Below are 20,322 nucleotides of genomic sequence, written 5' to 3'. Positions count from 1 at the left end.
ATATTCCTTGGTATTTGGCGCCTCGAGGTCGGCGGGATGTCGCAGTTCATCACATCGTGATCACGGCCAGCGTACAACCGGAGGCAGGGATGAGAGGATTGATTCGACGTTGCCGCCGGTTTTCAAGCCGAAAATCGTGCCCCTGTCATATAGCAGGTTGAACTCGACATAGCGGCCGCGACGCACCAGTTGCTCGTCGCGGTCCTCTTCCGTCCAGGGTTCATTGAAGTTGTTCCGCACGATGCGCGGATAGGCCATGTTGAAGGCACGGCCGACATCCTGCACGAAGGCGAAGTCCGCTGCCCAGCCGCCCGATTGTTTCGGCGAGTGCAGCCAGTCGAAGAAGATGCCGCCGATGCCGCGCGGTTCGTTGCGGTGCTTCAGGAAGAAATACTCGTCGCACCAGGACTTGTACTTGGCATAGTCAGCCACGGCATGCCGGGTGCAGGTGATTTCCATGGCACGGTGGAAGAGGCGCGAGTCCGGGTCTTCCTGGGTGCGCCTGCGGTTCAGCACCGGCGTCAGGTCGGCACCGCCGCCGAACCATTGGCTCGTGGTCACCACCATGCGGGTGTTCATGTGCACCGTCGGCACATTGGGATTGACGGGGTGGGCGATCAGCGAAATGCCCGAGGCCCAGAAGCGCGGATCCTCATCCGCGCCCGGCATCTGCTTGCGGAATTCCTCCGAGAACGTGCCGTGGACGGTCGAGGTGTGAACGCCGACCTTCTCGAAGACGCGGCCTTCCATCATCGACATGCGACCTCCACCGCCGGCGCCGTCTTCGCGCAGCCAGTCCTTGCCCACGAAACGGCCGGGTGGTTCGTTGGAGAGCGGGCCAGCGAGTTCCTCTTCCAGAGCCTCGAACGAGGCGCAGATGGTATCACGCAGGCTTTCGAACCAGGCGCGAGCGGCTGCCTTCTTGTCTTCGATGTCGTCGGGCAGGCCTTTCGGCAGTTCTGGTCTTTCCATGGGGTCCCACCTGTCTGTTTATTCGGCCATCTTTGAGTCGGGCACGCGCATCTGCCGATTTAGCATTGCGCCAGAGCCCCATAAAGCTGCCTGACGCGATATCCCTGAGATTCCGCTCGCAAATTGTCTTCGTCGCCATTACCTTGGAGGTCGGAGACAGATTATGGCGAAGATACCGGCCCCACCGCCGCTTGACGGCCTGAAGCGCAGGATCGCCCGGCACCGGCAAGACAATCCCGGTGCCGGCACGGGCCAGTTCGTGCGCCAGACCTATTGCCTGTCGCGCCCGGATGCCCGCGCCAAGGCCCGCGAATGGTTCGACGCCTTTCCCAAGGCCGCCTACTGGACCGAGGTGGAAAGCTGGCGGCAAACCGATGACGGCCAGATCGAATTCACCATGCGGCGGCTGCATTCGGCCGACTGAGATCGATCATTCGGTTCCGCAGGCCGTGGCACGTCGCAACAAAATGGCGCGATCCGTAAAACTCTATTCATTTCGTCAATGGCGGGGAAATTGGTTTGTGGGAGTTTGCTCCCGCTGAGGACCCGCGCGCATGCCCTAACCAGGTCGTCGCGCGGCTTTTCGTGCAGTGTCCGGCAGGCCGCGGGAGAGCCCGCACAGCACCGGAATTCCACCTAGGAGTATCCATGAGCGTTACGGCGATCAATTCTACATCCGCTTCCGCACTGGCCCTTTTGACGGGCTCGGCCAAGGCGCTGCAGGCGACGCAGACGCAGGTCGCCTCGGGGCTGCGGGTGCGCGAAGCGGCCGACAACGCCGCCTATTGGTCGATCGCCACGACGGGACGGGCTCACAGCATCTCCCTTTCAAGCGCCGACGATGCGACCGGGCTGGCGGCTGCCGTTGCCGATACGGCCGCGCTGGGCGTCGAAGCGGCTGCCGGGATCGTCTCGGAAATCCAGTCGCGGCTGATCCTGGCGCAAAGCACTGATGTGGGCCGCGGCGCCATCAATGACGAGATAACCGCGCTGAAGGATCAACTGAAATCGATCGCCAGTGCCGGCTCTTTCAACGGCCAGAACTGGCTGGAAATGGGCGTGAACCAGCGGCCGAAGATCGAGAGCATGGTGGCCTCGATCACCGACGACGGCAAGAACGGCACCTCCGTCAACGTCATCGATTTCGACACGGCCAAGTCCACGCTGATCAGCCGCGAGGAAGCCGATGACGGCATCCTGACGCGCAGCTATTCCGGCACCACGCGCAGCGGCAATGCCTATGACTATTATCTGGTCGATGTCGGCTCCGCCGTCCCAGCGTCGTTCGGTGCCAAGGAGATCGAGGTTTCCGAAGACACGACCTATGACGAGCTGGAGGGCATGGTGTCGTCCGTGAATGCGATGTTTGCGCGGCTAGCCGATGCCGGGTCCAGCATCGGCGCAACCCGCAACCGCATCTCTGCCAGTTCCGACATGCTGAAAGACCTGCAGGATGTGACCCAGATGGGTATCGGCCGGCTTGTGGATGCCGATATGGGCCAGCAGGCGGTGCTGTTGCGTGCCCAGGAGGCGCAGGTGCAGTTGCAGACCCAGGCGCTGAACATCGCCAACAACAGTGCGGGTATGCTCAAGGCGCTGTTCGTGTGAGCCGTCCTGGCTTGACGGCCCATATTGGCTAATTTCGCCCTGAGGATATGACAAAGGCCGCGTTTCGAGCTGAAACGCGGCCTTTGTTCAATGCGGTAGTCGTAGCGGCTATTTGCGCGCCTTGGCGCGTGCGCGGCGGGCCGGTGGCTTGGCTTCGGCGACAGGGGACGGCGGCGGCGCGATCTCTTCCAATGCCTGAAGTTCCTGCGGTGCAGGCTCGATCAGTTCTGCGGCAATCGGTTCTGCGTCGGCCTGGACAAGTGATGCTTCGGGAATCACGGTTGCGACCGGCTCGGGGGTCGGGACCGGCAAAGGCTCGGCCACCGGCTCCACGACCGGCAGGGCCGGTTCAGGCAGGGCCATGATCTCGTGACCGATGGGGCCGGGAACAGGCAGGGCCTTGGCGGTGATCTCCCGCAGGATCGAAACGACCGGCAGCGAGCCCACCAGATCGGAATTGGTCGAATGACCGGCCATGGGTATGCGGATGTCGCTATCGATCTTCGGGCGGGAATTCATCTCGCCATACCAATCAAGATCGCCCATGACGTCAATCACGTCGGGGAATTCGGGCGGCATGGTGATGCGGGCGCCGAAGGTGACGATGCGGGCAGCAGCGCCCAGTGCCTTGACGCGCTCGCGGTTCGTCCGGCGCATGGCATACAAGGCTTCCGACAGCACCAGATTGCCCTTGGAATGTCCCGCCAGCATGTGGAAGGACAGGCTTTCGTCCGATAGCAGGGCCTTGACGGTATCGACATCCAGGCAGACCGTGTGCGGCTTGTTGGCATCCGCGCGATTGTCGGAATAAGCACCGAGGCGCGGACGACCGACGACGTCATCAATGACCTCGCACTGGTTTCGGAAATTGCCGAGCCAGCCGAACAGGAAGGCGCCGCCGATGGCTTCGTTGACGAGGTCGCCAAGGCCATAGCCCGACACGACGGCGGCGACCGGCGCGCCCATGGCATCGGCAACATTGCGGGCGAAGGCGGCGGCACCCAAGGCAGAACCGCCAATGCCGGCAAGCGCCATGATATGCACGTCGCGACCGCCGCGCAGCAGGTATTCGTCTATGCTGTCGCATACCGTCAGCATCGCTCCGCCGCTCGGCGGCACGATCATGATCAGGCCTTCCGCCGCAATCGAGTCGCTGAGATAGAACACTTCTTCCGGGGTCAGTGCCTTGACGTCGTAGAACATCGCGTCGAGCCCGGCATTGCGCAGGCGGAACGCCTCCAGCGCTGCATTGCGTCCGGTGCGTCGCTGTATGCGCTCGGGCATGCTGAGCGAACGCGCAAACTGGGTCAGGCTGAGGGTGAATGCCGTTTCAAACATGGACCGCCTCCGATTTTGCTGCGATGCAGCATAACATTTTCGGAATACATTAACAACCTGTGATGTGCAGGGCGTGCCGAGCTGTCGCGGGCACATGCCATTGCGGCTGCAAAATCAGCCGGTTGCCTTCCGTCGGGCACTGCGCAGAACATGCGGAGGGAGGGCTTGACCTCAAGTTTGGTTGAGGTCGTATACCCAATGCCTCGATGAGACGAGGAGGATGTCATGGCGGGATCGCCAGAGAAGCAGACGGGATCAGCCTTCGGGCGCGGGGGCAGGGGAGGTTTGCCGCAGGGCTTCACCCGCGATCATCGCCGCCGACATGGCGACGTTGATGGATCGCTGGCCGGCGACCATGGGGATCAGCACCCGGGCATCGGCGGTGTCGTGAACGTGGTCCGGCACGCCGGCGCTTTCACGGCCGAACAGCAGGATATCATCCTGGCGATAGACAAAATCGGTGTAGCGGACCGCAGCCTTGGTCGAGGCGAGAATGAGACGCCGGCCGGCTCCCTGCCGCCAGTCTTCGAAGCGCTCGAAATTGACGTGGCGCGACAAGGCGACGCTCGCCAGATAGTCCATGCCGGCGCGCTTCAGGTTGCGGTCGGAGATGTCGAAGCCGGCGGGTTCGATGATATCGACGCCGAGGCCAAGGCAGGCCGCAAGGCGCAGGATGGTCCCCGTGTTTCCGGGAATATCAGGCTGATAGAGAGCGATGCGGAGCTGGGTCATGGGTTGCTGCATAGGCCAGGAAGAGGGGTGTGCTCAAGCCCCTCACGGTGTCTCATGGGGTTGTGTTCTTCCGGCAACAGCCGCGGCGCAATGCCACGGATCGTGTCGATTGCCGCTTTTCAAGGCAGAGCGCTGCGGTTACAAGGCATCATCTTCAACACGCGATAAGGGAGGCATTCATGATGATGTTTGTGCTGATGCGCCACCCTTTTGTGCCTTTGCTGGCCGCGTGAGAGCTATCGGCTCACATTTCCCCACTGTTTGATCCTGCGGCCGTCGATACGGCCACAATTTTACGATTTAACGCCCCAGATGCGCTTGGGCTGCAACAGCACCCATCGCGCGGGCGCCAGATTTCTGGAGCAATGTCATGTTTTCGTGGTTCGAGAACCGCCTCAATGCCTATCCGCCAGGTGAGCCGCAATTGCCGCCCAAGGGCCTCGTGGCCTTCTGCTGGCACTATACCCGCCCGGCAGCGCCCTGGCTTCTGCTGCTCGGGCTCTGCTCGGGCCTGATCGCGGTTGCGGAAGTGTTCCTCTATCAATTCCTCGGCAATATCGTGGACTGGCTGACGGTCGCCAACCGGGACACCTTCCTTGCCGATGAAAAGGGCACGCTGATCTGGATGGCGGGGCTGCTGCTGATCGGCCTGCCGGTGATCGGTTTCGTGCACACGATCACCATGCACCAAGTGCTGGCCGGCAATTTCCCGATGATCGCCCGCTGGCAGATGCATCGCTTCCTGCTGCGCCATTCCATGACCTTCTTCGCCAACGAGTTTGCCGGCCGGGTCTCGACCAAGCTGATGCAGACGGCGCTCGCCGTGCGCGAAGCGGTCATGAAGATCATCGACGTGTTCGTCTATGCGATCAGCTTCTTCGTCTCCATGCTGGCGCTGGTCGCGGCCGTCGACTGGCGGCTCGGTGTGCCGCTGGTGGTCTGGCTGGTGATCTACGCGCTGATCCTGCGCAACTTCATTCCGAAGCTGCGCAAGCTTTCCAGCGAGCAGGCGGATGCCCGCTCGATGATGACTGGCCGCATCGTGGACAGCTATACCAATATCGCAACGGTGAAGCTGTTCTCCCATGCTGGTCGGGAAGAAGCCTATGCGCGCGAAGGCATGGACGCGTTTCTCGGCACCGTGCATCGGCAGATGCGGCAGATCTCGCTGCTCAATGTCTGCGTCGACATCAACAATGCCATCGTGCAGTTCTCGGTCGCCGCGCTCGGCATCTGGTTCTGGCTCGACGGTACGATGACAGTCGGCGCCATCGCGGTTGCCATCGGTCTTGCCATGCGCATCAACGGCATGTCGCAATGGATCATGTGGGAAGTGGCCGCGCTGTTCGAAAGCATCGGCACCGTCTATGACGGCATGAACATGATGACCAAGGCCCATGACATCACCGATGTCCCGGCCGCCAAGGCGCTTGCCGCGCCGAAGGGCGAGATCGTCTATGACGGCGTGCGCTTCCACTACGGCAAGCAGAAGGGGGTGATCGACAACTTCTCGCTGACCATCAAGGCCGGCGAAAAGGTCGGCCTGGTCGGGCGCTCCGGTGCCGGCAAGACCACGCTGATGAACCTGCTGTTGCGCTTCTACGACTTGGAGTCCGGCCGCGTCACGATCGACGGGCAGGACATCTCCAAGGTGTCGCAGGATAGCCTGCGGGCGCTGATCGGCGTGGTGACGCAGGATACCTCGCTCCTGCATCGCTCGATCCGCGATAACATCGCCTATGGCCGGCCCGAGGCCACGGATGCCGAGGTGATCGAGGCGGCCAAGCGTGCCAATGCCTGGGAGTTCATCGACGGGTTGGTCGACATGCAGGGCCGCAAGGGTCTGGATGCGCAGGTCGGCGAACGAGGCGTGAAACTGTCCGGTGGCCAGCGTCAGCGTATCGCCATCGCTCGCGTGTTCCTCAAGAACGCGCCGATCCTGATCCTCGACGAGGCGACCTCGGCGCTGGACTCGGAGGTGGAGGCGGCGATCCAGGAGAGCCTGTTCTCGCTGATGGAGGGCAAGACCGTGATCGCCATCGCCCACCGGCTGTCGACGCTGACGCAGATGGACCGGCTCGTCGTGCTCGACAAGGGCCGGATCATCGAGACCGGCACCCATGGCCAGTTGGTGGCAAATGGCGGCATCTATGCCGACCTGTGGAACCGCCAGTCCGGCGGCTTCCTCGCCGATCAGGTGGACCCGGCCGAGCAGGTGCACCAGGCCGAGCATGCTAACCAGGGCGAGGAGGAGGCGGCGGAGTAATCCGCTGCCTTTTCTCTTATCTATTGGGAACAGTTGTTATATGATCGGCACTCGAATTTAGTGGGAAGTGTTGTTCATGGCTACAATTACCATCTCGCTGCCGGATTCCCTGAAGTCCTTCGTTGATGCCCAGATGGCTGAGAAGGGATATGGCAATGTCAGTGAGTATTTTCGCAGCCTGCTGCGGCAGGAGCACGAAAAGGAACGGGAGATGCGGCTGCAGGATCTGCTGCTGGAAGGGCTTGCGTCAGGGCAGGCCGAGGCCGTAACGCCTGCCTTCTGGGCCGACTTGAAGGCTGAGGCGCAAACACTTCTCGAAAAGCATGCCGACAAGAAGACCAGCAAGTGAACGTCACCGTTCTTCCTGCTGCACGTGCGGACATCCTGCAGCAGGTCGAGTATTACGCGCGGTTGGGTCGTCCTGATATCGCGGATCGATTTCTCGCTGCGGTGGAGGCATCATTCGTCCGGTTGAAGGAAACGCCTCGTGCCGGGGCGCCGAAAATGTTCTCCGATCCCAGGCTTTCAGCCGTGCGCACATGGACCATAGCGGGCTTTGACGACATCAAAGCCTATTACCTGGTCGATAATTCAAGTATCGCCGTGCTCCGCATCCTGCACGGCCGCCGTGACGTCGATCGAATTTTTGAGGCCGAGGAATTGTAGGGCCGAGACTGGTGCCCTTGTCAGCTACTCAAATTCGGTTGGCAGGTATCTTGGCCGTGCCAGTGGCTGAGTAATCGAACCAGCACCCTCGAACTAATGACGGCAAGTATTGGCATCTATGCTCAACCAGGTAGCCGCCAGCCTGCCGTGTTTTCTTTACAGTCCCACGGCCTTACGCAGTGTGTCGTTCAACCGGCCCTGCCAGCCGTCCCCGCTCGATTTGAAGTGATCGATCAGGTCGGGATCAAGCATGATGGAAATCTGCTCCCGTGGCACGTCGCTCACCTCCCGAACGCGGGATCGATTCAACGCGTCTTTTAAGCTCATCGGGCGCTTGGCGTTTTCGTCACTGACTTCTTCGTCGTCAGGGTCGTTGGCGATCTCGCGCTGGATTTCCGCTTCTTCCTGATCCGTGATCTCTAGGAGATGCTGAGGCAGCTTGCTCATAGAAATGTCCTTTCCTTTCGGGATGCCCGACGCATGGATATGACGGAAATCGCCTCCAAATAATGGCACCACAATATCCGATATATATCCCAGCCCGCACCTCGTTTCCTCGTCTCAACCTCATAAAACCGGTTGGCAAGCCGCTTGCGCTTGCCTAAGCCGTGCTGCCTGTAGACGTGGAATCGGAGTTTTGCATGCGGCAGTCTGTCGATTGGGTGCTGGCCGCGTTGGCTGGCGTGCTGCTGGCCTCCATGGTGACCATCAATGGCGGGTTGGCGGCCTATACGACGCCCTTTACCGCCTCCTGGGTGGTGCATGGCGTGGGGGCGGTTGCCGCATTTGTCCTGTTGCGCGCGAATATCCTGCTCGCTGGCGGAAAATCCGAGATCGCGGGCGGACGGCCGCCCTGGTGGTCCTATCTCGGTGGTGCGCCGGGGGCATTTGCCGTTGCCTTGAGTTCGATCGCCATCAATTCCGAACTGGCGCTGGCCGGCGGGCTGTCGCTGCTGCTGGTCGGGCAGATCCTGTTCGGCCTCATCTCCGATCGCTGGGGTCTGTTCGGCACGCCGATGCGTGCGATCAATCGGTTCGATGTCCTTGCCGGCCTTTGCGTGGTCGCGGGCAGCGCGATCCTGATCTATTCCGGAGTCCAGTGATGCTGACATCGGTCATTCTGGCGCTGGCCGGCGGTGCGGCCGTCGGCATGAGCCGCTCGCTCAACGGGCGGCTGACCATGGACAAGGGGGCGTTCAGCGCCTCCTTCTGGAACCATTTCATCGGCTTTGCGCTGCTGACGGTCTATATCGGCCTGATGCATCGCGACGGCTTGGCACTTCTGGCCGCTACGCCTGCCTGGGCCTTTTGCGGCGGGGTGATCGGTGCCGCCTTCGTGGCGCTCAGTTCCTATGTGTTTCCGCGGCTTGGCGCCAACCGTTCGGCGCTGCTGATCATCGGCGCGCAGATGATCACGGGCCTCGCCATCGACTATCTGAGAGGCACGGCGGCGTTTCACATCGGCCAGCCGATTGGGGTCGGGCTGATCATTCTGGGCGTCTATCTCACGCGCTTCTCCCGCTGACGCCGAGCGAAACGGCGCATGAACAAAAGGTAATGCGGCTGCGGCGGCATTTTCTTTGCCGTGTCGCAGAATCCGCCTATATCGCAGGGCATGATCTTCGAGCCCGTCTTCCGCCATTTCGAAAACTGGATCCGACCCTTCCGCAAGCGGACGGACCTGCGCCCGCCTGAGGGGACCTGGGCCTTTGCCTGGCACTATGTCGGGCAGGCCAAGCTTGCCTTTGCTGCCATGGGCCTCCTGGGAGGCGCGGTCGCCATTCTCGAAGCCGCCCTGTTCTGGTTTGTCGGACGGCTGGTCGACCTGATCGATACGGTGCCGAAGGAGGCGGGTTGGCAGGGGCTGATCGACAGCCATGGCCCTGAACTTGTCGGCATGTTCCTCGCCGTGCTGGTGGGGCGTTTCATCGTAGTGACGCTGAATGCGCTGGTCGAGGAGCAGGCGGTCGAGCTGAACTTCGTCAATCTCGTGCGCTGGCAGGCCTATTCGCATGTGGCGCGCCAGTCGCTCTCCTTCTTCCAGAACGATTTTGCCGGCCGTATCGTTACGAAGGTGTGGTCGGCGGGGCAGGCGACGGGCGATCTCTTCACCTCGCTGCTGCAGGTCGTGTGGTTCATGGTGATCTACACCGCCTCGACCATGGCCCTTGTCGGCCAACTGGACTGGCGGCTTTCGGCGATCATCCTGGCGTGGGTCGTCATCTTTGCGATCCTTGCGCGCTATTTCGTGCCGCGCATACGCCACCATGCGCGGGAAACCGCCGAGGCAGCATCCATGCTTAATGGCCGTATGGTGGACAGCTTCGGCAATGTCCAGACGCTGAAGCTGTTCGGGCGCGAGGATCAGAACGACCACTATATCCGCTCCGGCTTCGACCTCTATCGCGACAAGCTGCGGCCCTTTGCGCGGCTGTTGACGGGCGTGCGGGCGGCACTGGCGCTGCTATCCGGCGTGATGATCGTGATGGTGGCGGCACTGTCGGTGGACCTGTGGTTTGCCGGCGCGATCACCTCGGGCGGCCTTGCCTTCACGCTCGGCCTCGTACTGCGGCTCAACATGCTGCTGGGGCGGATGATGACGCAGCTCAATGGCATCATGCGCAATATCGGCACGATCCAGAACTCGGCGGAATTGGTGTCGCAACCGATCGGCCTCACTGACAAGCCGGACGCCCGGCGGCTGGATATCAGCAAGCCGGAAATCCGATTTGATGACGTGACCTTCCATTATGGGCGCAAGAGCGGCGCGATCGACCATCTGACGCTGACGGTCCGGCCGGGCGAAAAGGTCGGGATCATCGGCCGCTCCGGTGCGGGCAAGACGACGCTCGTCAATCTGCTCCTGCGCTTCTACGACATGGAAGGCGGGCGCATCCTGATCGACGGGCAGGACATTTCCACCGTGACGCAGGAGAGCCTGCGCGCGCAGATCGGCATGGTCACCCAGGACACGGCGCTGCTGCACCGGTCGATCCGGGACAATATTGTCTTCGGGCGCGAGGATGCGAGCGAATCCCAATTGCTGGCAGCAGCTGAAAAGGCCGAAGCGCTCGATTTCATCATGCGCCTGGAGGATATGCGCGGCCGCAAGGGCTTCGAGGCCCATGTCGGCGAGAGGGGCGTCAAGCTCTCCGGCGGCCAGCGCCAGCGCATCGCCATTGCCCGGGTAATGCTGAAGGACGCGCCGATCCTGGTGCTGGACGAAGCCACATCGGCACTGGATTCCGAAGTCGAGGCAGCCATCCAATCCAACCTCGACAAGCTCATGGAAGGCAAGACCGTGCTGGCCATCGCTCACCGGCTGTCGACCATTGCGGCGCTGGACCGCCTTGTGGTGATGGACAAGGGCCGGATCATCGAGCAGGGCACCCATGCGGAACTGGTCGAGAAGGGTGGGCTCTACGCTGAACTCTGGTCCCGCCAGTCGGGAGGCTTCCTGGCACGCGACGAGGCGGAGACTGCACCGGTCGTCTGACCTGCGATTTACGGTTTCGGCAGCAGCACAACTTCGGCGGAGAGGCCCAGATGGTTCGAACCATGGGGCTCTACGGCCTGGAGATTGCGTATCCTGTATCTCGCGGTGGCAAAGATGTGGTCGATCGGAATGCCCCATTCGCCAGCGAAATCCGGCCAGGTGGCCGGTTCCTTCTCCCCGGTCTTAAGGCTAAGCGCCCGCAGAAAATGCTGCATGTCAGGGGCGATGCTGGCCGAATTGAAATCGCCGCCGATCACGAAATCGCTGCGCAGCTTGCGCAGGATCGCCTTGGCCAGCAGCAATTCGTCGGTGTGATACTCGTCATAATAGGGCTTGGTGAGGTGAACTGCGGCCAGATGGACGGTGCGGTCACCCAATTGCATGTCCACGATGACGAATCGATGGCGGCGCAGGTCGCTCAGGTTGATGAAGGTCGGCTTCGACAGGGGATGTTTCGACAGGATGATCAGGTCGCAGGTGTCCGTGGCGATACCGCAGCCAACGCGATACGGATAAGCCTCCTGCAGTCGCTGCAGCCGCTCGCTCATCGGGATCGCTTCCAGCAGATAGACGACATCGGCTCCCGACGCGATGATCGCATCGGTGATGGCATCCGCGCCCTCCCAGTTGTTGAACAGGACATTGAGCGACATCAGCTTGAAGGACGGCGCGCCGGCCGGGATCTCGGTTGTCGTGTCGGCCAGGAACTCCTGCCGCATGAACAGCGAATGCCCGGTGACCGCCAGTGACCAGACGAGCAGCAACACGGAGAAGACGCTCCGCCTCAACAGCAAGGCGAAGGCAGAGCCGAGGATCGCTGCAAGACCCAAATGGGTGGCGAGGCTGAAAAAGAAGGAAAACAGCCAGAAGTCGGACACATATCTGGCACTGAGCGCCAGCAGCAGGAATGTCAGCGCCGCACAAACCGTGCAATACAAGGCATATCTCATTGGCGCTGTCATATCCTGTTTGACCTTGGCGGAGGTATCACGGGCGGCATTTCGTTGCAACGCAGCACGCCTTTCGGCCGCGTTGGAATCCAGATCAATGGCTAACGAAGTTCTCTTCTGTTTACGGTCTGTTAGCATGCGCCTGATGGCGTCGATTAGCCGCATGGAAAGCGCAAGTTTTTCCGCGACATTCTGCCCTCATCCCCTTGTCGAGACTGGACATAAATCACGATCAGGCTTAGAACGCGCCGGATTACCGAGGAATCTATGGCACAATTGTGTCCGCTTCAGATTCGCCGGTTCCTGGGGGCAATGCGGTTTGTCGCAGAACTTTGCGAAGAGGATGGTTTAGCCGTGAGCGAACACGACACCAACAGCGAAACCTTGGGCGAGCCTACTCGCCGGGACTTTCTTTATCTGACCACCGGTATGGCCGGCGCGGTGGGTGCGGCTTCTTTCGTCTGGCCGTTTATCGACCAGATGCGTCCCGATGCCTCCACGCTTGCGCTTGCTTCTATCGATGTGGACGTCTCGGCGCTTGAGCCCGGCATGTCGCTGACGGTGAAGTGGCGCGGCAAGCCGGTCTTCATCCGCAACCGCACCGAAAAGGAAGTCGAAGAGGCCAAGGCCGTGCAGTTGACGGATCTCAAGGATCCGGTGGCCCGCAACGCCAATATCGACGCCGCCGCCCAGGCGACAGACCTGGCCCGCTCCGCCGGCGAAGGCAAGGAAAACTGGATTGTGATGATCGGTTCCTGCACCCATCTGGGTTGCGTGCCGCTCGGCCAGGCCGGCGATTTCGGTGGCTGGTTCTGTCCCTGCCACGGGTCGCACTACGACACGGCCGGCCGTATTCGCAAGGGTCCCGCTCCCGCCAACCTGGCGGTGCCGACCTATGCATTCACATCCGACACTGTCATCACGATCGGCTGAGGGGGATAAGACAAGATGAGTGGCCATTCGAGTTACCAGCCGTCCACCGGCCTCGAAAAGTGGATCGACGCGCGCCTGCCGCTGCCGCGTATGATGTATGACAGCTTCGTAGCCTATCCGGTTCCCCGCAACCTCAACTATGCCTACACCTTCGGCGGCATGCTGATGGTGATGCTGGTGGTGCAGATCCTGACCGGCGTCGTGCTGGCCATGCACTATGCGGCCGAGACGACCGTCGCCTTCAATTCGGTCGAGAAGATCATGCGCGACGTCAACAATGGTTGGCTGCTGCGCTACATGCACGCCAACGGTGCGTCGTTCTTCTTCATCGCCGTCTACCTGCATATCGCCCGTGGTCTCTACTACGGCTCCTACAAGGCGCCGCGCGAAATCCTCTGGATTCTCGGCGTTGTCATCTTCCTGCTGATGATGGCCACCGCCTTCATGGGTTACGTTCTGCCCTGGGGCCAGATGTCCTTCTGGGGTGCAACCGTTATCACCGGCTTCTTCACGGCGTTTCCGCTGGTGGGTGAGTGGATCCAGCAGTTCCTGCTGGGCGGCTTCGCGGTCGACAATCCGACGCTGAACCGCTTCTTCGCGCTGCACTACCTGCTGCCGTTCATGATCGCCGGCGTCGTCATCCTGCACGTCTGGGCCCTGCACGTCACCGGCCAGACGAACCCGACCGGCGTTGAAGTGAAGTCGAAGACGGATACCGTGCCCTTCACCCCCTATGCGACGCTGAAGGATGCCTTGGGCCTGTCGATCTTCCTGATCGTTTTCGCCTACTTCATCTTCTACATGCCGAACTATCTCGGCCACCCGGACAACTACATTCCGGCTGACGCACTGAAGACCCCCGCCCACATCGTTCCTGAATGGTACTTCCTGCCGTTCTACGCGATGTTGCGTGCCATCACCTTCAACGTTCTGTTCATCGACTCCAAGCTCGGCGGCGTTCTGGTGATGTTCGGTGCGATCATCGTGCTGTTCTTCCTGCCGTGGCTCGACACCTCCAAGGTCCGTTCGGCCGTGTACCGTCCCTGGTACAAGGTGTTCTTCTGGGTCTTCGTCGCCAACGCGCTGATGCTGGGCTGGCTCGGCGCCATGCCGGCCGAAGGCACGGGCCTGTTCGGCCTGCTGTTCCAGGGCGACATCAAGGGCAACTATGTCGGTTTCTCGCAGATCGGCACTGCCTACTACTTCGGTTTCTTCCTCGTGATCATGCCGCTTCTCGGACTGTTCGAGACGCCGCGGCGTATCCCGAACTCGATCACCGAGGCAGTTCTCGAAAAGAGCGGCAAATCTGCTGCTGCCCAAGCCTGAGCGCGTGAGAGGAAGATAACAATGAAGAAGCTTGTCACGAGCATCGCGCTGATCGCCGCCATGGCCGGGTTCTCCGGCCAGGCAATGGCAGCGGGTGAGGGCGATCTGGCCCATCTGACCGAGCATGCCGCCCAGACCGGCCACTATCCGATCCTGAAGCCGCATGAAATGGACTGGAGCTTTGCCGGCCCCTTCGGCAAATACGACAAGGCGCAGCTTCAGCGCGGTCTGAAGGTCTACAAGGAAGTCTGTTCGGCATGCCACTCGTTGAACCTGGTGGCGTTCCGCACGCTGGAGCACTTGGGTTACTCGGAAGAGCAGGTCAAGGCTTTCGCCGCCGAGTATGAAGTGCAGGACGGCCCGAACGCCGACGGCGAAATGTACATGCGCAAGGCGGTCCCCTCGGACCACTTCCCGTCGCCTTTCCCGAACAAGGAAGCTGCCGCTGCCGCCAACAATGGCGCCGCACCGCCGGACTTCTCCCTGATCGCGAAGGCCCGCGGCGTGACCCGTGGCTTCCCGACCTTCGTCTTCGACATTTTCACCCAGTACCAGCAGGGTGGCCCTGACTATATCCACGCCCTGCTGACCGGTTACCAGGAACCGCCGGAAGGCATCACGGTCGCTGAAGGCACGCACTACAACCCGTACTTCATCGCCGGCCAGTCGCTTGCCATGGCGCAGCCGATCTCGGACGGTCAGGTGACCTATGACGACGGTTCGCCGGAAACGCTTGACCAGTATTCCCGCGACGTTTCCGCCTTCCTGATGTGGACGGCTGAACCGCACCTGGAAGACCGCAAGCGCACCGGCTTCATGGTCATGGTGTTCCTGGTGATCTTCAGCGCCCTGGTCTACCTGACGAAGAAGTCGGTCTACGCCAACAAGGAACATTGATCGTTATCAGTGTGGCGCGATATGATGCAAAAGGCGGTCTTCGGGCCGCCTTTTTTGTTGGGGGACCTTGCCAATCTTGGTAGAGTCCCTGGCAATTCCTTCCGCTCCAATCCGGATGCTCCATGACCAAGATCGCAGACGAACTAACCGCCGCCATTCGCTCCATTCCCGATTATCCGAAGCCCGGCATCATCTTTCGCGACATCACCACGCTGCTCGGCAATGCCCGGGCGTTTCGCCGTGCAGTCGACGAGCTCGTGCAGCCTTATGCGGGACTGAAGGTGGACAAGATCGCCGGTATGGAAGCCCGCGGCTTCATTCTCGGCGGAGCGGTTGCCCATCAGCTTTCGGCCGGTTTCGTCCCGATCCGCAAGAAGGGCAAGCTGCCGCATACGACCGTTCGCATCGCCTACAGCCTGGAATATGGCGTTGATGAGATGGAAATGCATGTGGATGCGGTGCAGCCGGGCGAGAAGGTGATCCTTGTGGACGACCTGATCGCCACCGGTGGCACGGCCGTCGGCGCGGTGCAGTTGTTGCGGCAGATCGGCGCTGATGTCGTCTCTGCCTGCTTTGTCATCGATCTGCCGGATCTCGGCGGGCGCCAGAAGCTGGAAGCTCTGGGTGTCGAAGTGCGCACGCTGGTCGAGTTTTCCGGCCACTGACTGCTTGCTGCCTATAAAGCCACCAGGCCTGAACTATCTCTGCGACAGAGCCAGGCGGCCGGCCATCAGCAGGAATGTCGCGGCAAAGAGCTTGTTGATGCCCTGCATGATCGTAGGTCGCGTCAGCACATGCTGGCGCAGGCTCGCAGCGAACAGGCCATAGATCGCGAAGACCACGAAGGTCATGGCCATGAAGATCAGGCTGAGGCCGGTCATGGCCAGTAGCGGCTCGTTGGATTCCTGCGCCACGAATTGCGGCAGGAAGGCCAGGAAGAAGATCGACAGCTTGGGATTGAGCAGGTTGATCAGGATGGCGTGGCGGATCACGGCGGCTGCCTTCTCCCGCGGGGCGTTCTGCGCCGCGTTGGGCGCAGGCGCACGCCACAGCCCGATGGCCATATAGACGAGATAGAGGACACCGGCGATCTTGATCGCCGTAAACAGCCGAGGTTCGGTCTGGAGAACCGCGGCGAGGCCCAGGATCGCGAGGGCCATATGCGGGATGATGCCGAGCGTGCAGCCGAAGGCGGCGACGATGGCGGCGCGATGGCCATCGCCTAGGGCCTTGGCCAGGGTGTACAGCGCACCCGTCCCGGGTGTCGCGACGATGATCAGGGACGTGATGAGGAAGTCTGGGGACATGGGTGGCTCTTCCGTTGCGTGGAGAGCCGATCAGACCATGGTCGGCGTGGCCCGGTCTTGAACGGAATTGCAGCCGGTGATGGCCGTGCGATAAGCCAGCGGTGTCAGGCCGTAGCGGCGCTTGAATTCCCGGTTCATGTGGCTTTGATCGGAATAGCCGCTGCTCACCGCGATCTCCGCCAAGGGCGCCGATGTTCGAAGAAGCCCGCAGGCAAGATCAAAGCGGGGCTGCATGATATAGGCGTGGGGCGTGAAGCCGGTGGCGCGCTGAAACGCCCTCAATGTCTGGAAACGGGTAAGGCCAGCTTCCAGCGCCAGGCAATCGAGCGATGGATTGCCGGTCGGGTCATCGTCGATCATCTCCTTGACGCGGCGCAGCTTTTTACTTGGCCAGGACAGGCGGTTCCGATCCGCCGGTTGGATCACGAGCGATAGAAGGTGTAGCATGCCTTCCTGCACGCTTGCATCTGGAGCGTGGTGGTCATCGTCCGCGATTTGCGTCTGCAAGCTCTTCAAGGCGCGGCACAGATCAGGCTGCTGCAGCACCGGCGCCTCGAATTCGACCTCGGCAGAATTACCCTTGAGGCCGATCCGCATCTCGGCCATCAGGCCGGGCGTCAGGTAAAACATGGCCCAGCGCCGCGGCATGCCGCCTGCGGGTATGCCGTCATGCACCTCGCCCGGATTGACGGTGATCACATCACCAGGGCCGGCGGTGACCTGCCCACGGCCAGAGGCCGAGAGCTGTCCGCCCGCCAGCATCACCCCGATGCCATATTCGTCGTGACTGTGGCGCGGAAAGGCATGGCTGCTTTCCGCCCAGTCGGCGCGCAGGCCGGGTAAACCGGTCGGTATCTGCCTGAAGCCGGCCATGGCGCCGACCTCAGGCTGCCGCGGCGGCCCTAATATCAGGTGCGATGGATTCCGGCGTGGTGGTTGGGGCATAGCGGGTGATCGGCAGTCCGTCGCGACCGATCAGGAATTTGGTGAAGTTCCATTTGATCGATTCCGTGCCCAGGACACCCGGCACCTCATGCGTCAGGTACTTGTAGAGCGGATGCGCATTCTCGCCGTTGACGTCGATCTTCGAGAACAGCGGGAAGCCGACCTTGAAGTTGAGATCGCAAAATGCGGCGATCTCTTCCTCGCTGCCCGGCTCCTGAGCGCCGAACTGGTTGCAGGGGAAGCCCAGCACCACGAGATCATCCTTGAACTCGTCCTGCAACGCCTGCAGGCCCTGATATTGCGGGGTGAGGCCGCAGGCGCTGGCCGTGTTGACGATCAGCAGCAGCTTGCCGGCGAATTCGGAAAGTTCACGCTCCTTGCCGGTGATATCCTTGGCCTTGAAATCATGCACGGTCATGCCGGTTCCTCCAGATTGTCGAATTCGAGAATGGCGCTCTTGAAACGCAGGACGGGTTCGCCGTGCTGGTTGTCGCCGCCGCACAGGGCAATGTTCATAAGGCGTCCGGGACGCGAGGCAAGGGGGCGGCTTTCCAGCGCCGTGATGCTATAGGTGATGGTGTCGCCGGCAAAGACGGGCTTCAACCACTGCAATTCACGAAAGCCGGGGGAGGGGCCAAGCCGCGGCGGGTCGATCCCGTCCTTCAGCAGCCTGCGGGTTTCCGCCTCCCAATATTCGATGAAGGTGCGCATCCAGTTGGATGCGGTATGCCAGCCGGAGGCGCAGAGCGCCCCGAACACGAATTGCTTGGCCGCCTCCGCATCCGTATGGAAGGGCTGTGGATCGAATTTTTCGGCGAAACGAATGATATCCTCGGCGGAAAACAGTTTCTGGCCGATCACGACCCTCTGTCCGACCGGGTGCAGTTCGATCATCTTCATGCGGCCTGGCCCTCTGCCGCGCGGCTGCGGAACATGATCGAGTTTTCCGAGACCAGCACCATTTCCCCGCGCTGGTTCTCCACCTCATGGCGAAACTTGACGATGCCGATATGCGGCCGCGAGCGCATGGGCCGGGCGGACAGCACCGTGGAGCGGCCCGATAGCGTATCGCCGGCATGCACAGGGCGCTTCCATTCCATGACGTCGATGCCCGGCGAGCCTTCCGAGGCCGAGTTCAGCAGATAGGCGTCGATCATCATGCGCATGAACATGCTGCTGGTATGCCAGCCGGAGGCCGAGAGGGCGCCGAGGATGCTCGCCTTGCCGCCTTCCTCCGAGAGATGCATGGGTTGCGGGTCGAACTCGGTTGCGAATGCGATGACCTCTTCGGCCACCACCTGCTTCGGTCCTAGCTCGAAGACCCGTCCGACGTCGAGGTCCTCGTAGTACAGTCTGTCAGCGCTCATGCCATGCGTCCCTTGCCTTGTCCGGCGCGCACAATGCCGAACTGTGTGGCCCGTGACAAGAAGACGGCATGCGTCAATTCGGAGCGCCGCCGAAGGAGCGGCCATTGATCCTGACCGCACCGGTCTCGTCCATCTCGATGTCCCAGACAAGGCCGCCGTCGGGCCCGGTCTGGGCAAAGCCCTTGGCAGCCAGGGCGAAGAAGGCATATTGGCCGAATTCCGGAACCTGCTTGACGTTCTTCTGCAGGTGGGCAATCAGCGGGTCGATCCGATGAGCGGTGATCTTGATCTGTCCGGCGGGACGCGGCGCGCCGATCTTGAAGTCCACCGTTCCGCCGGCAGTGACGTCGTAAAGCGATGAAGCCACGCGGCTTTCCGAGATATCGAGTTTCACCTGGTCCTTCGGCAGCAGGTAATTCATCAGCAGTGCCGTCTGGTTGTCGTTGAGCGCTTGCTGCGGGGAAAAGCTCTTGATGAAATACTCCCAGGGTCGCTGGAAATTCAGCTCGTCGACGTCGACGTCCATGGTGACGGTGTCCGGCAGCAGCTCTGCCGTTGCGGCAGGCAGCCGGTCATCGACCTCAAGGGTATCGATCGAGAGACCGATCCCAAGATCGACATCGCCGGCGAGATTGGCGGCATCGACGCTGTAGGTAACATTGCGTGCCTTCAACTCCATGCCCTGCGCCGAGGCCGCGAAACCCTCGAACGCGCCGGTGTATTGAAGACCTCGAGCGATTGGCATGATCTGCTGCAGATCAGGGCGAAGGGCCACGGCAATGTCAGGCGTCGATTTGCCGAGTTGCACCTGCTTCATCCATGCGTCCAACAGATCCTGCAAGGCAAGATAGGGGACACCTTGCATGCGAATGCTGCTTGTCAGCTTGTCCGCCGTCCAGGCATCGGGCTGGCCGGCGTTTTTCATTTTGGTTTCGGTGGAGTCGGTCTTCAGGTCCAGCAGCCCATCCCGGACATTGTCCGTGGACTGGTCCCAGGTGATGCGCTCAGCCGTTTGTTCGCTGCGATAGGCGCCCGATACGACCGACGTCGAGACATCGCGCATATCGAGTTGCATTAATTTCGGGATCTGGAAATCGTGCGAGGCCAGTCCCGATCCGGTCAAGCTGCCGACCTTGTAGCGCAAGGAAAGCGTCTCCAGCGATGGCGGCTGCTGGTAGCGGCCGCTGATGTCGAAGCTGTCGCTCTGCTCAATCTGCCAGTCGCCATTCGATGTGGGCTTCAACTGCATCGCGAAGGACTGGAGGCCTTCGACGACGAGGCCCGGAACCGCAAACTTCTGCAAAAGCTGCGGGGCGTCTATGACCAACTGGTAGCCGTCCGTGGCAGTGGCCACCTTCACGATGCCGGTCGGTAGGCCGAGAAGCGCCTCGTATTGCTGTTCAATCTGGCGGGCGGTCGCTTCGTTGCCCGGTTCCGCCATTGCAAAACAGGTGGGGACCGTGGCGAACATAAACGTTGCCAGGATCCGCTTGGACATCAATGCCATTCAACCTCCCCG

General features: G+C 61.4%; 23 protein-coding genes. 12 read left to right on the top strand and 11 right to left on the bottom strand.

What is annotated here, in order from left to right; translation table 11 throughout:
- Positions 1-60: 60 nt before the first annotated feature.
- On the bottom strand, positions 61-972 hold the full coding sequence (hemF, locus tag B9A97_RS05990) for an oxygen-dependent coproporphyrinogen oxidase (RefSeq protein ID WP_084364101.1): 912 nt from the start codon (positions 970-972) through the stop codon (positions 61-63).
- A 163-nt stretch (positions 973-1,135) separates the two neighbouring features.
- Between hemF and B9A97_RS05985 the strand changes: the two genes are divergently transcribed.
- Positions 1,136-1,396, top strand: coding sequence for a hypothetical protein (locus B9A97_RS05985; RefSeq protein ID WP_084364100.1), 261 nt, complete (start codon positions 1,136-1,138; stop codon positions 1,394-1,396).
- Positions 1,397-1,620: 224 nt separating this feature from the next.
- Positions 1,621-2,580 carry a flagellin N-terminal helical domain-containing protein gene (locus tag B9A97_RS05980; protein ID WP_084364099.1) on the top strand — a complete coding sequence of 320 codons (960 nt, stop codon included), beginning with the start codon at positions 1,621-1,623 and terminating at the stop codon, positions 2,578-2,580.
- Positions 2,581-2,688: 108 nt separating this feature from the next.
- Here B9A97_RS05980 and B9A97_RS05975 read toward each other — a convergent pair whose 3' ends face one another.
- Complete coding sequence (locus B9A97_RS05975) at positions 2,689-3,918, bottom strand: cell envelope biogenesis protein OmpA (protein ID WP_084364098.1); 1,230 nt, start codon at positions 3,916-3,918, stop codon at positions 2,689-2,691.
- A gap of 255 nt (positions 3,919-4,173) precedes the next feature.
- Positions 4,174-4,650: a tRNA (cytidine(34)-2'-O)-methyltransferase gene (locus tag B9A97_RS05970; protein WP_084364097.1), complete on the bottom strand. Its 477-nt coding sequence runs from the start codon at positions 4,648-4,650 to the stop codon at positions 4,174-4,176.
- Positions 4,651-5,020: 370 nt separating this feature from the next.
- Here B9A97_RS05970 and B9A97_RS05960 point away from each other — a divergent pair, with 370 nt between their 5' ends.
- The 3 genes from B9A97_RS05960 (at position 5,021) to B9A97_RS05950 (ending at position 7,582) form a co-directional block, all read left to right on the top strand.
- Entirely contained in the window at positions 5,021-6,916 is a 1,896-nt protein-coding gene (locus tag B9A97_RS05960) for an ABC transporter ATP-binding protein (protein WP_084364095.1), read from the top strand.
- 76 nt (positions 6,917-6,992) lie between these two features.
- On the top strand, positions 6,993-7,265 hold the full coding sequence (locus B9A97_RS05955; RefSeq protein ID WP_084364094.1) for a type II toxin-antitoxin system ParD family antitoxin: 273 nt from the start codon (positions 6,993-6,995) through the stop codon (positions 7,263-7,265).
- Positions 7,262-7,582 carry a type II toxin-antitoxin system RelE/ParE family toxin gene (locus tag B9A97_RS05950; RefSeq protein ID WP_084364093.1) on the top strand — a complete coding sequence of 107 codons (321 nt, stop codon included), beginning with the start codon at positions 7,262-7,264 and terminating at the stop codon, positions 7,580-7,582. Before B9A97_RS05955 ends, B9A97_RS05950 begins: the two co-directional genes overlap by 4 nt.
- 156 nt (positions 7,583-7,738) lie before the next feature.
- On the opposite strand, the gene B9A97_RS05945 is transcribed toward B9A97_RS05950, so the two are convergent.
- Positions 7,739-8,029, bottom strand: a complete 291-nt coding sequence (locus tag B9A97_RS05945; protein WP_084364092.1) for a BrnA antitoxin family protein — start codon at positions 8,027-8,029, stop codon at positions 7,739-7,741.
- Between the two features lie 194 nt (positions 8,030-8,223).
- On the opposite strand from B9A97_RS05945, the gene B9A97_RS05940 reads away from it, so the two are divergent.
- The 3 genes from B9A97_RS05940 (at position 8,224) to B9A97_RS05930 (ending at position 11,078) form a co-directional block, all read left to right on the top strand.
- Positions 8,224-8,685 (top strand): DMT family transporter, encoded by a 462-nt coding sequence (locus tag B9A97_RS05940; protein WP_084364091.1) that lies wholly within the window; start codon positions 8,224-8,226, stop codon positions 8,683-8,685.
- Positions 8,685-9,107: a DMT family transporter gene (locus B9A97_RS05935; RefSeq protein ID WP_084364090.1), complete on the top strand. Its 423-nt coding sequence runs from the start codon at positions 8,685-8,687 to the stop codon at positions 9,105-9,107. Before B9A97_RS05940 ends, B9A97_RS05935 begins: the two co-directional genes overlap by 1 nt.
- Before the next feature lie 90 nt (positions 9,108-9,197).
- Entirely contained in the window at positions 9,198-11,078 is a 1,881-nt protein-coding gene (locus B9A97_RS05930) for an ABC transporter ATP-binding protein (protein ID WP_084364089.1), read from the top strand.
- Between the two features lie 8 nt (positions 11,079-11,086).
- Here B9A97_RS05930 and B9A97_RS05925 read toward each other — a convergent pair whose 3' ends face one another.
- On the bottom strand, positions 11,087-12,028 hold the full coding sequence (locus B9A97_RS05925; RefSeq protein WP_179145232.1) for an endonuclease/exonuclease/phosphatase family protein: 942 nt from the start codon (positions 12,026-12,028) through the stop codon (positions 11,087-11,089).
- 354 nt (positions 12,029-12,382) lie between these two features.
- Here B9A97_RS05925 and petA point away from each other — a divergent pair, with 354 nt between their 5' ends.
- The 4 genes from petA (at position 12,383) to B9A97_RS05905 (ending at position 15,849) form a co-directional block, all read left to right on the top strand.
- On the top strand, positions 12,383-12,961 hold the full coding sequence (gene petA / locus B9A97_RS05920) for a ubiquinol-cytochrome c reductase iron-sulfur subunit (protein WP_084364087.1): 579 nt from the start codon (positions 12,383-12,385) through the stop codon (positions 12,959-12,961).
- Between the two features lie 15 nt (positions 12,962-12,976).
- Positions 12,977-14,287, top strand: coding sequence for a cytochrome b (locus tag B9A97_RS05915; protein WP_084364086.1), 1,311 nt, complete (start codon positions 12,977-12,979; stop codon positions 14,285-14,287).
- A 21-nt stretch (positions 14,288-14,308) separates the two neighbouring features.
- Positions 14,309-15,184, top strand: a complete 876-nt coding sequence (locus B9A97_RS05910; protein WP_084364085.1) for a cytochrome c1 — start codon at positions 14,309-14,311, stop codon at positions 15,182-15,184.
- A 122-nt stretch (positions 15,185-15,306) separates the two neighbouring features.
- On the top strand, positions 15,307-15,849 hold the full coding sequence (locus tag B9A97_RS05905) for an adenine phosphoribosyltransferase (RefSeq protein WP_084364084.1): 543 nt from the start codon (positions 15,307-15,309) through the stop codon (positions 15,847-15,849).
- A 33-nt stretch (positions 15,850-15,882) separates the two neighbouring features.
- Here the strand turns inward: B9A97_RS05905 and B9A97_RS05900 are convergent, their stop codons facing one another.
- The 6 genes from B9A97_RS05900 to B9A97_RS05870 form a co-directional block, all read right to left on the bottom strand.
- The gene (locus B9A97_RS05900) at positions 15,883-16,491 is read right to left on the bottom strand and encodes a LysE family translocator (protein WP_084364083.1); all 609 of its coding nucleotides are present in this window, start codon (positions 16,489-16,491) and stop codon (positions 15,883-15,885) included.
- A gap of 30 nt (positions 16,492-16,521) precedes the next feature.
- Positions 16,522-17,364 carry an AraC family transcriptional regulator gene (locus tag B9A97_RS29310; RefSeq protein WP_179145231.1) on the bottom strand — a complete coding sequence of 281 codons (843 nt, stop codon included), beginning with the start codon at positions 17,362-17,364 and terminating at the stop codon, positions 16,522-16,524.
- Positions 17,365-17,374: 10 nt separating this feature from the next.
- The gene (locus B9A97_RS05885; RefSeq protein WP_084364082.1) at positions 17,375-17,854 is read right to left on the bottom strand and encodes a glutathione peroxidase; all 480 of its coding nucleotides are present in this window, start codon (positions 17,852-17,854) and stop codon (positions 17,375-17,377) included.
- Entirely contained in the window at positions 17,851-18,336 is a 486-nt protein-coding gene (locus B9A97_RS05880; protein ID WP_084364081.1) for a MaoC family dehydratase, read from the bottom strand. The genes B9A97_RS05885 and B9A97_RS05880 overlap by 4 nt, the downstream gene beginning before the upstream one ends.
- A complete protein-coding gene (locus tag B9A97_RS05875; RefSeq protein ID WP_084364080.1) occupies positions 18,333-18,803 on the bottom strand; it encodes a MaoC family dehydratase in 471 nt (156 codons plus the stop codon). Before B9A97_RS05875 ends, B9A97_RS05880 begins: the two co-directional genes overlap by 4 nt.
- A 73-nt stretch (positions 18,804-18,876) precedes the next feature.
- Positions 18,877-20,310 (bottom strand): hypothetical protein, encoded by a 1,434-nt coding sequence (locus B9A97_RS05870; protein WP_084364079.1) that lies wholly within the window; start codon positions 20,308-20,310, stop codon positions 18,877-18,879.
- Positions 20,311-20,322 lie beyond the last annotated feature (12 nt).

Origin of the sequence: Rhizobium sp. RU36D (assembly GCF_900176345.1) — a bacterium.
GTDB lineage: Bacteria > Pseudomonadota > Alphaproteobacteria > Rhizobiales > Rhizobiaceae > Allorhizobium.
Note: the sequence above shows the minus strand (reverse complement) of the source record. Positions and strands in the feature narration are given on the sequence as shown.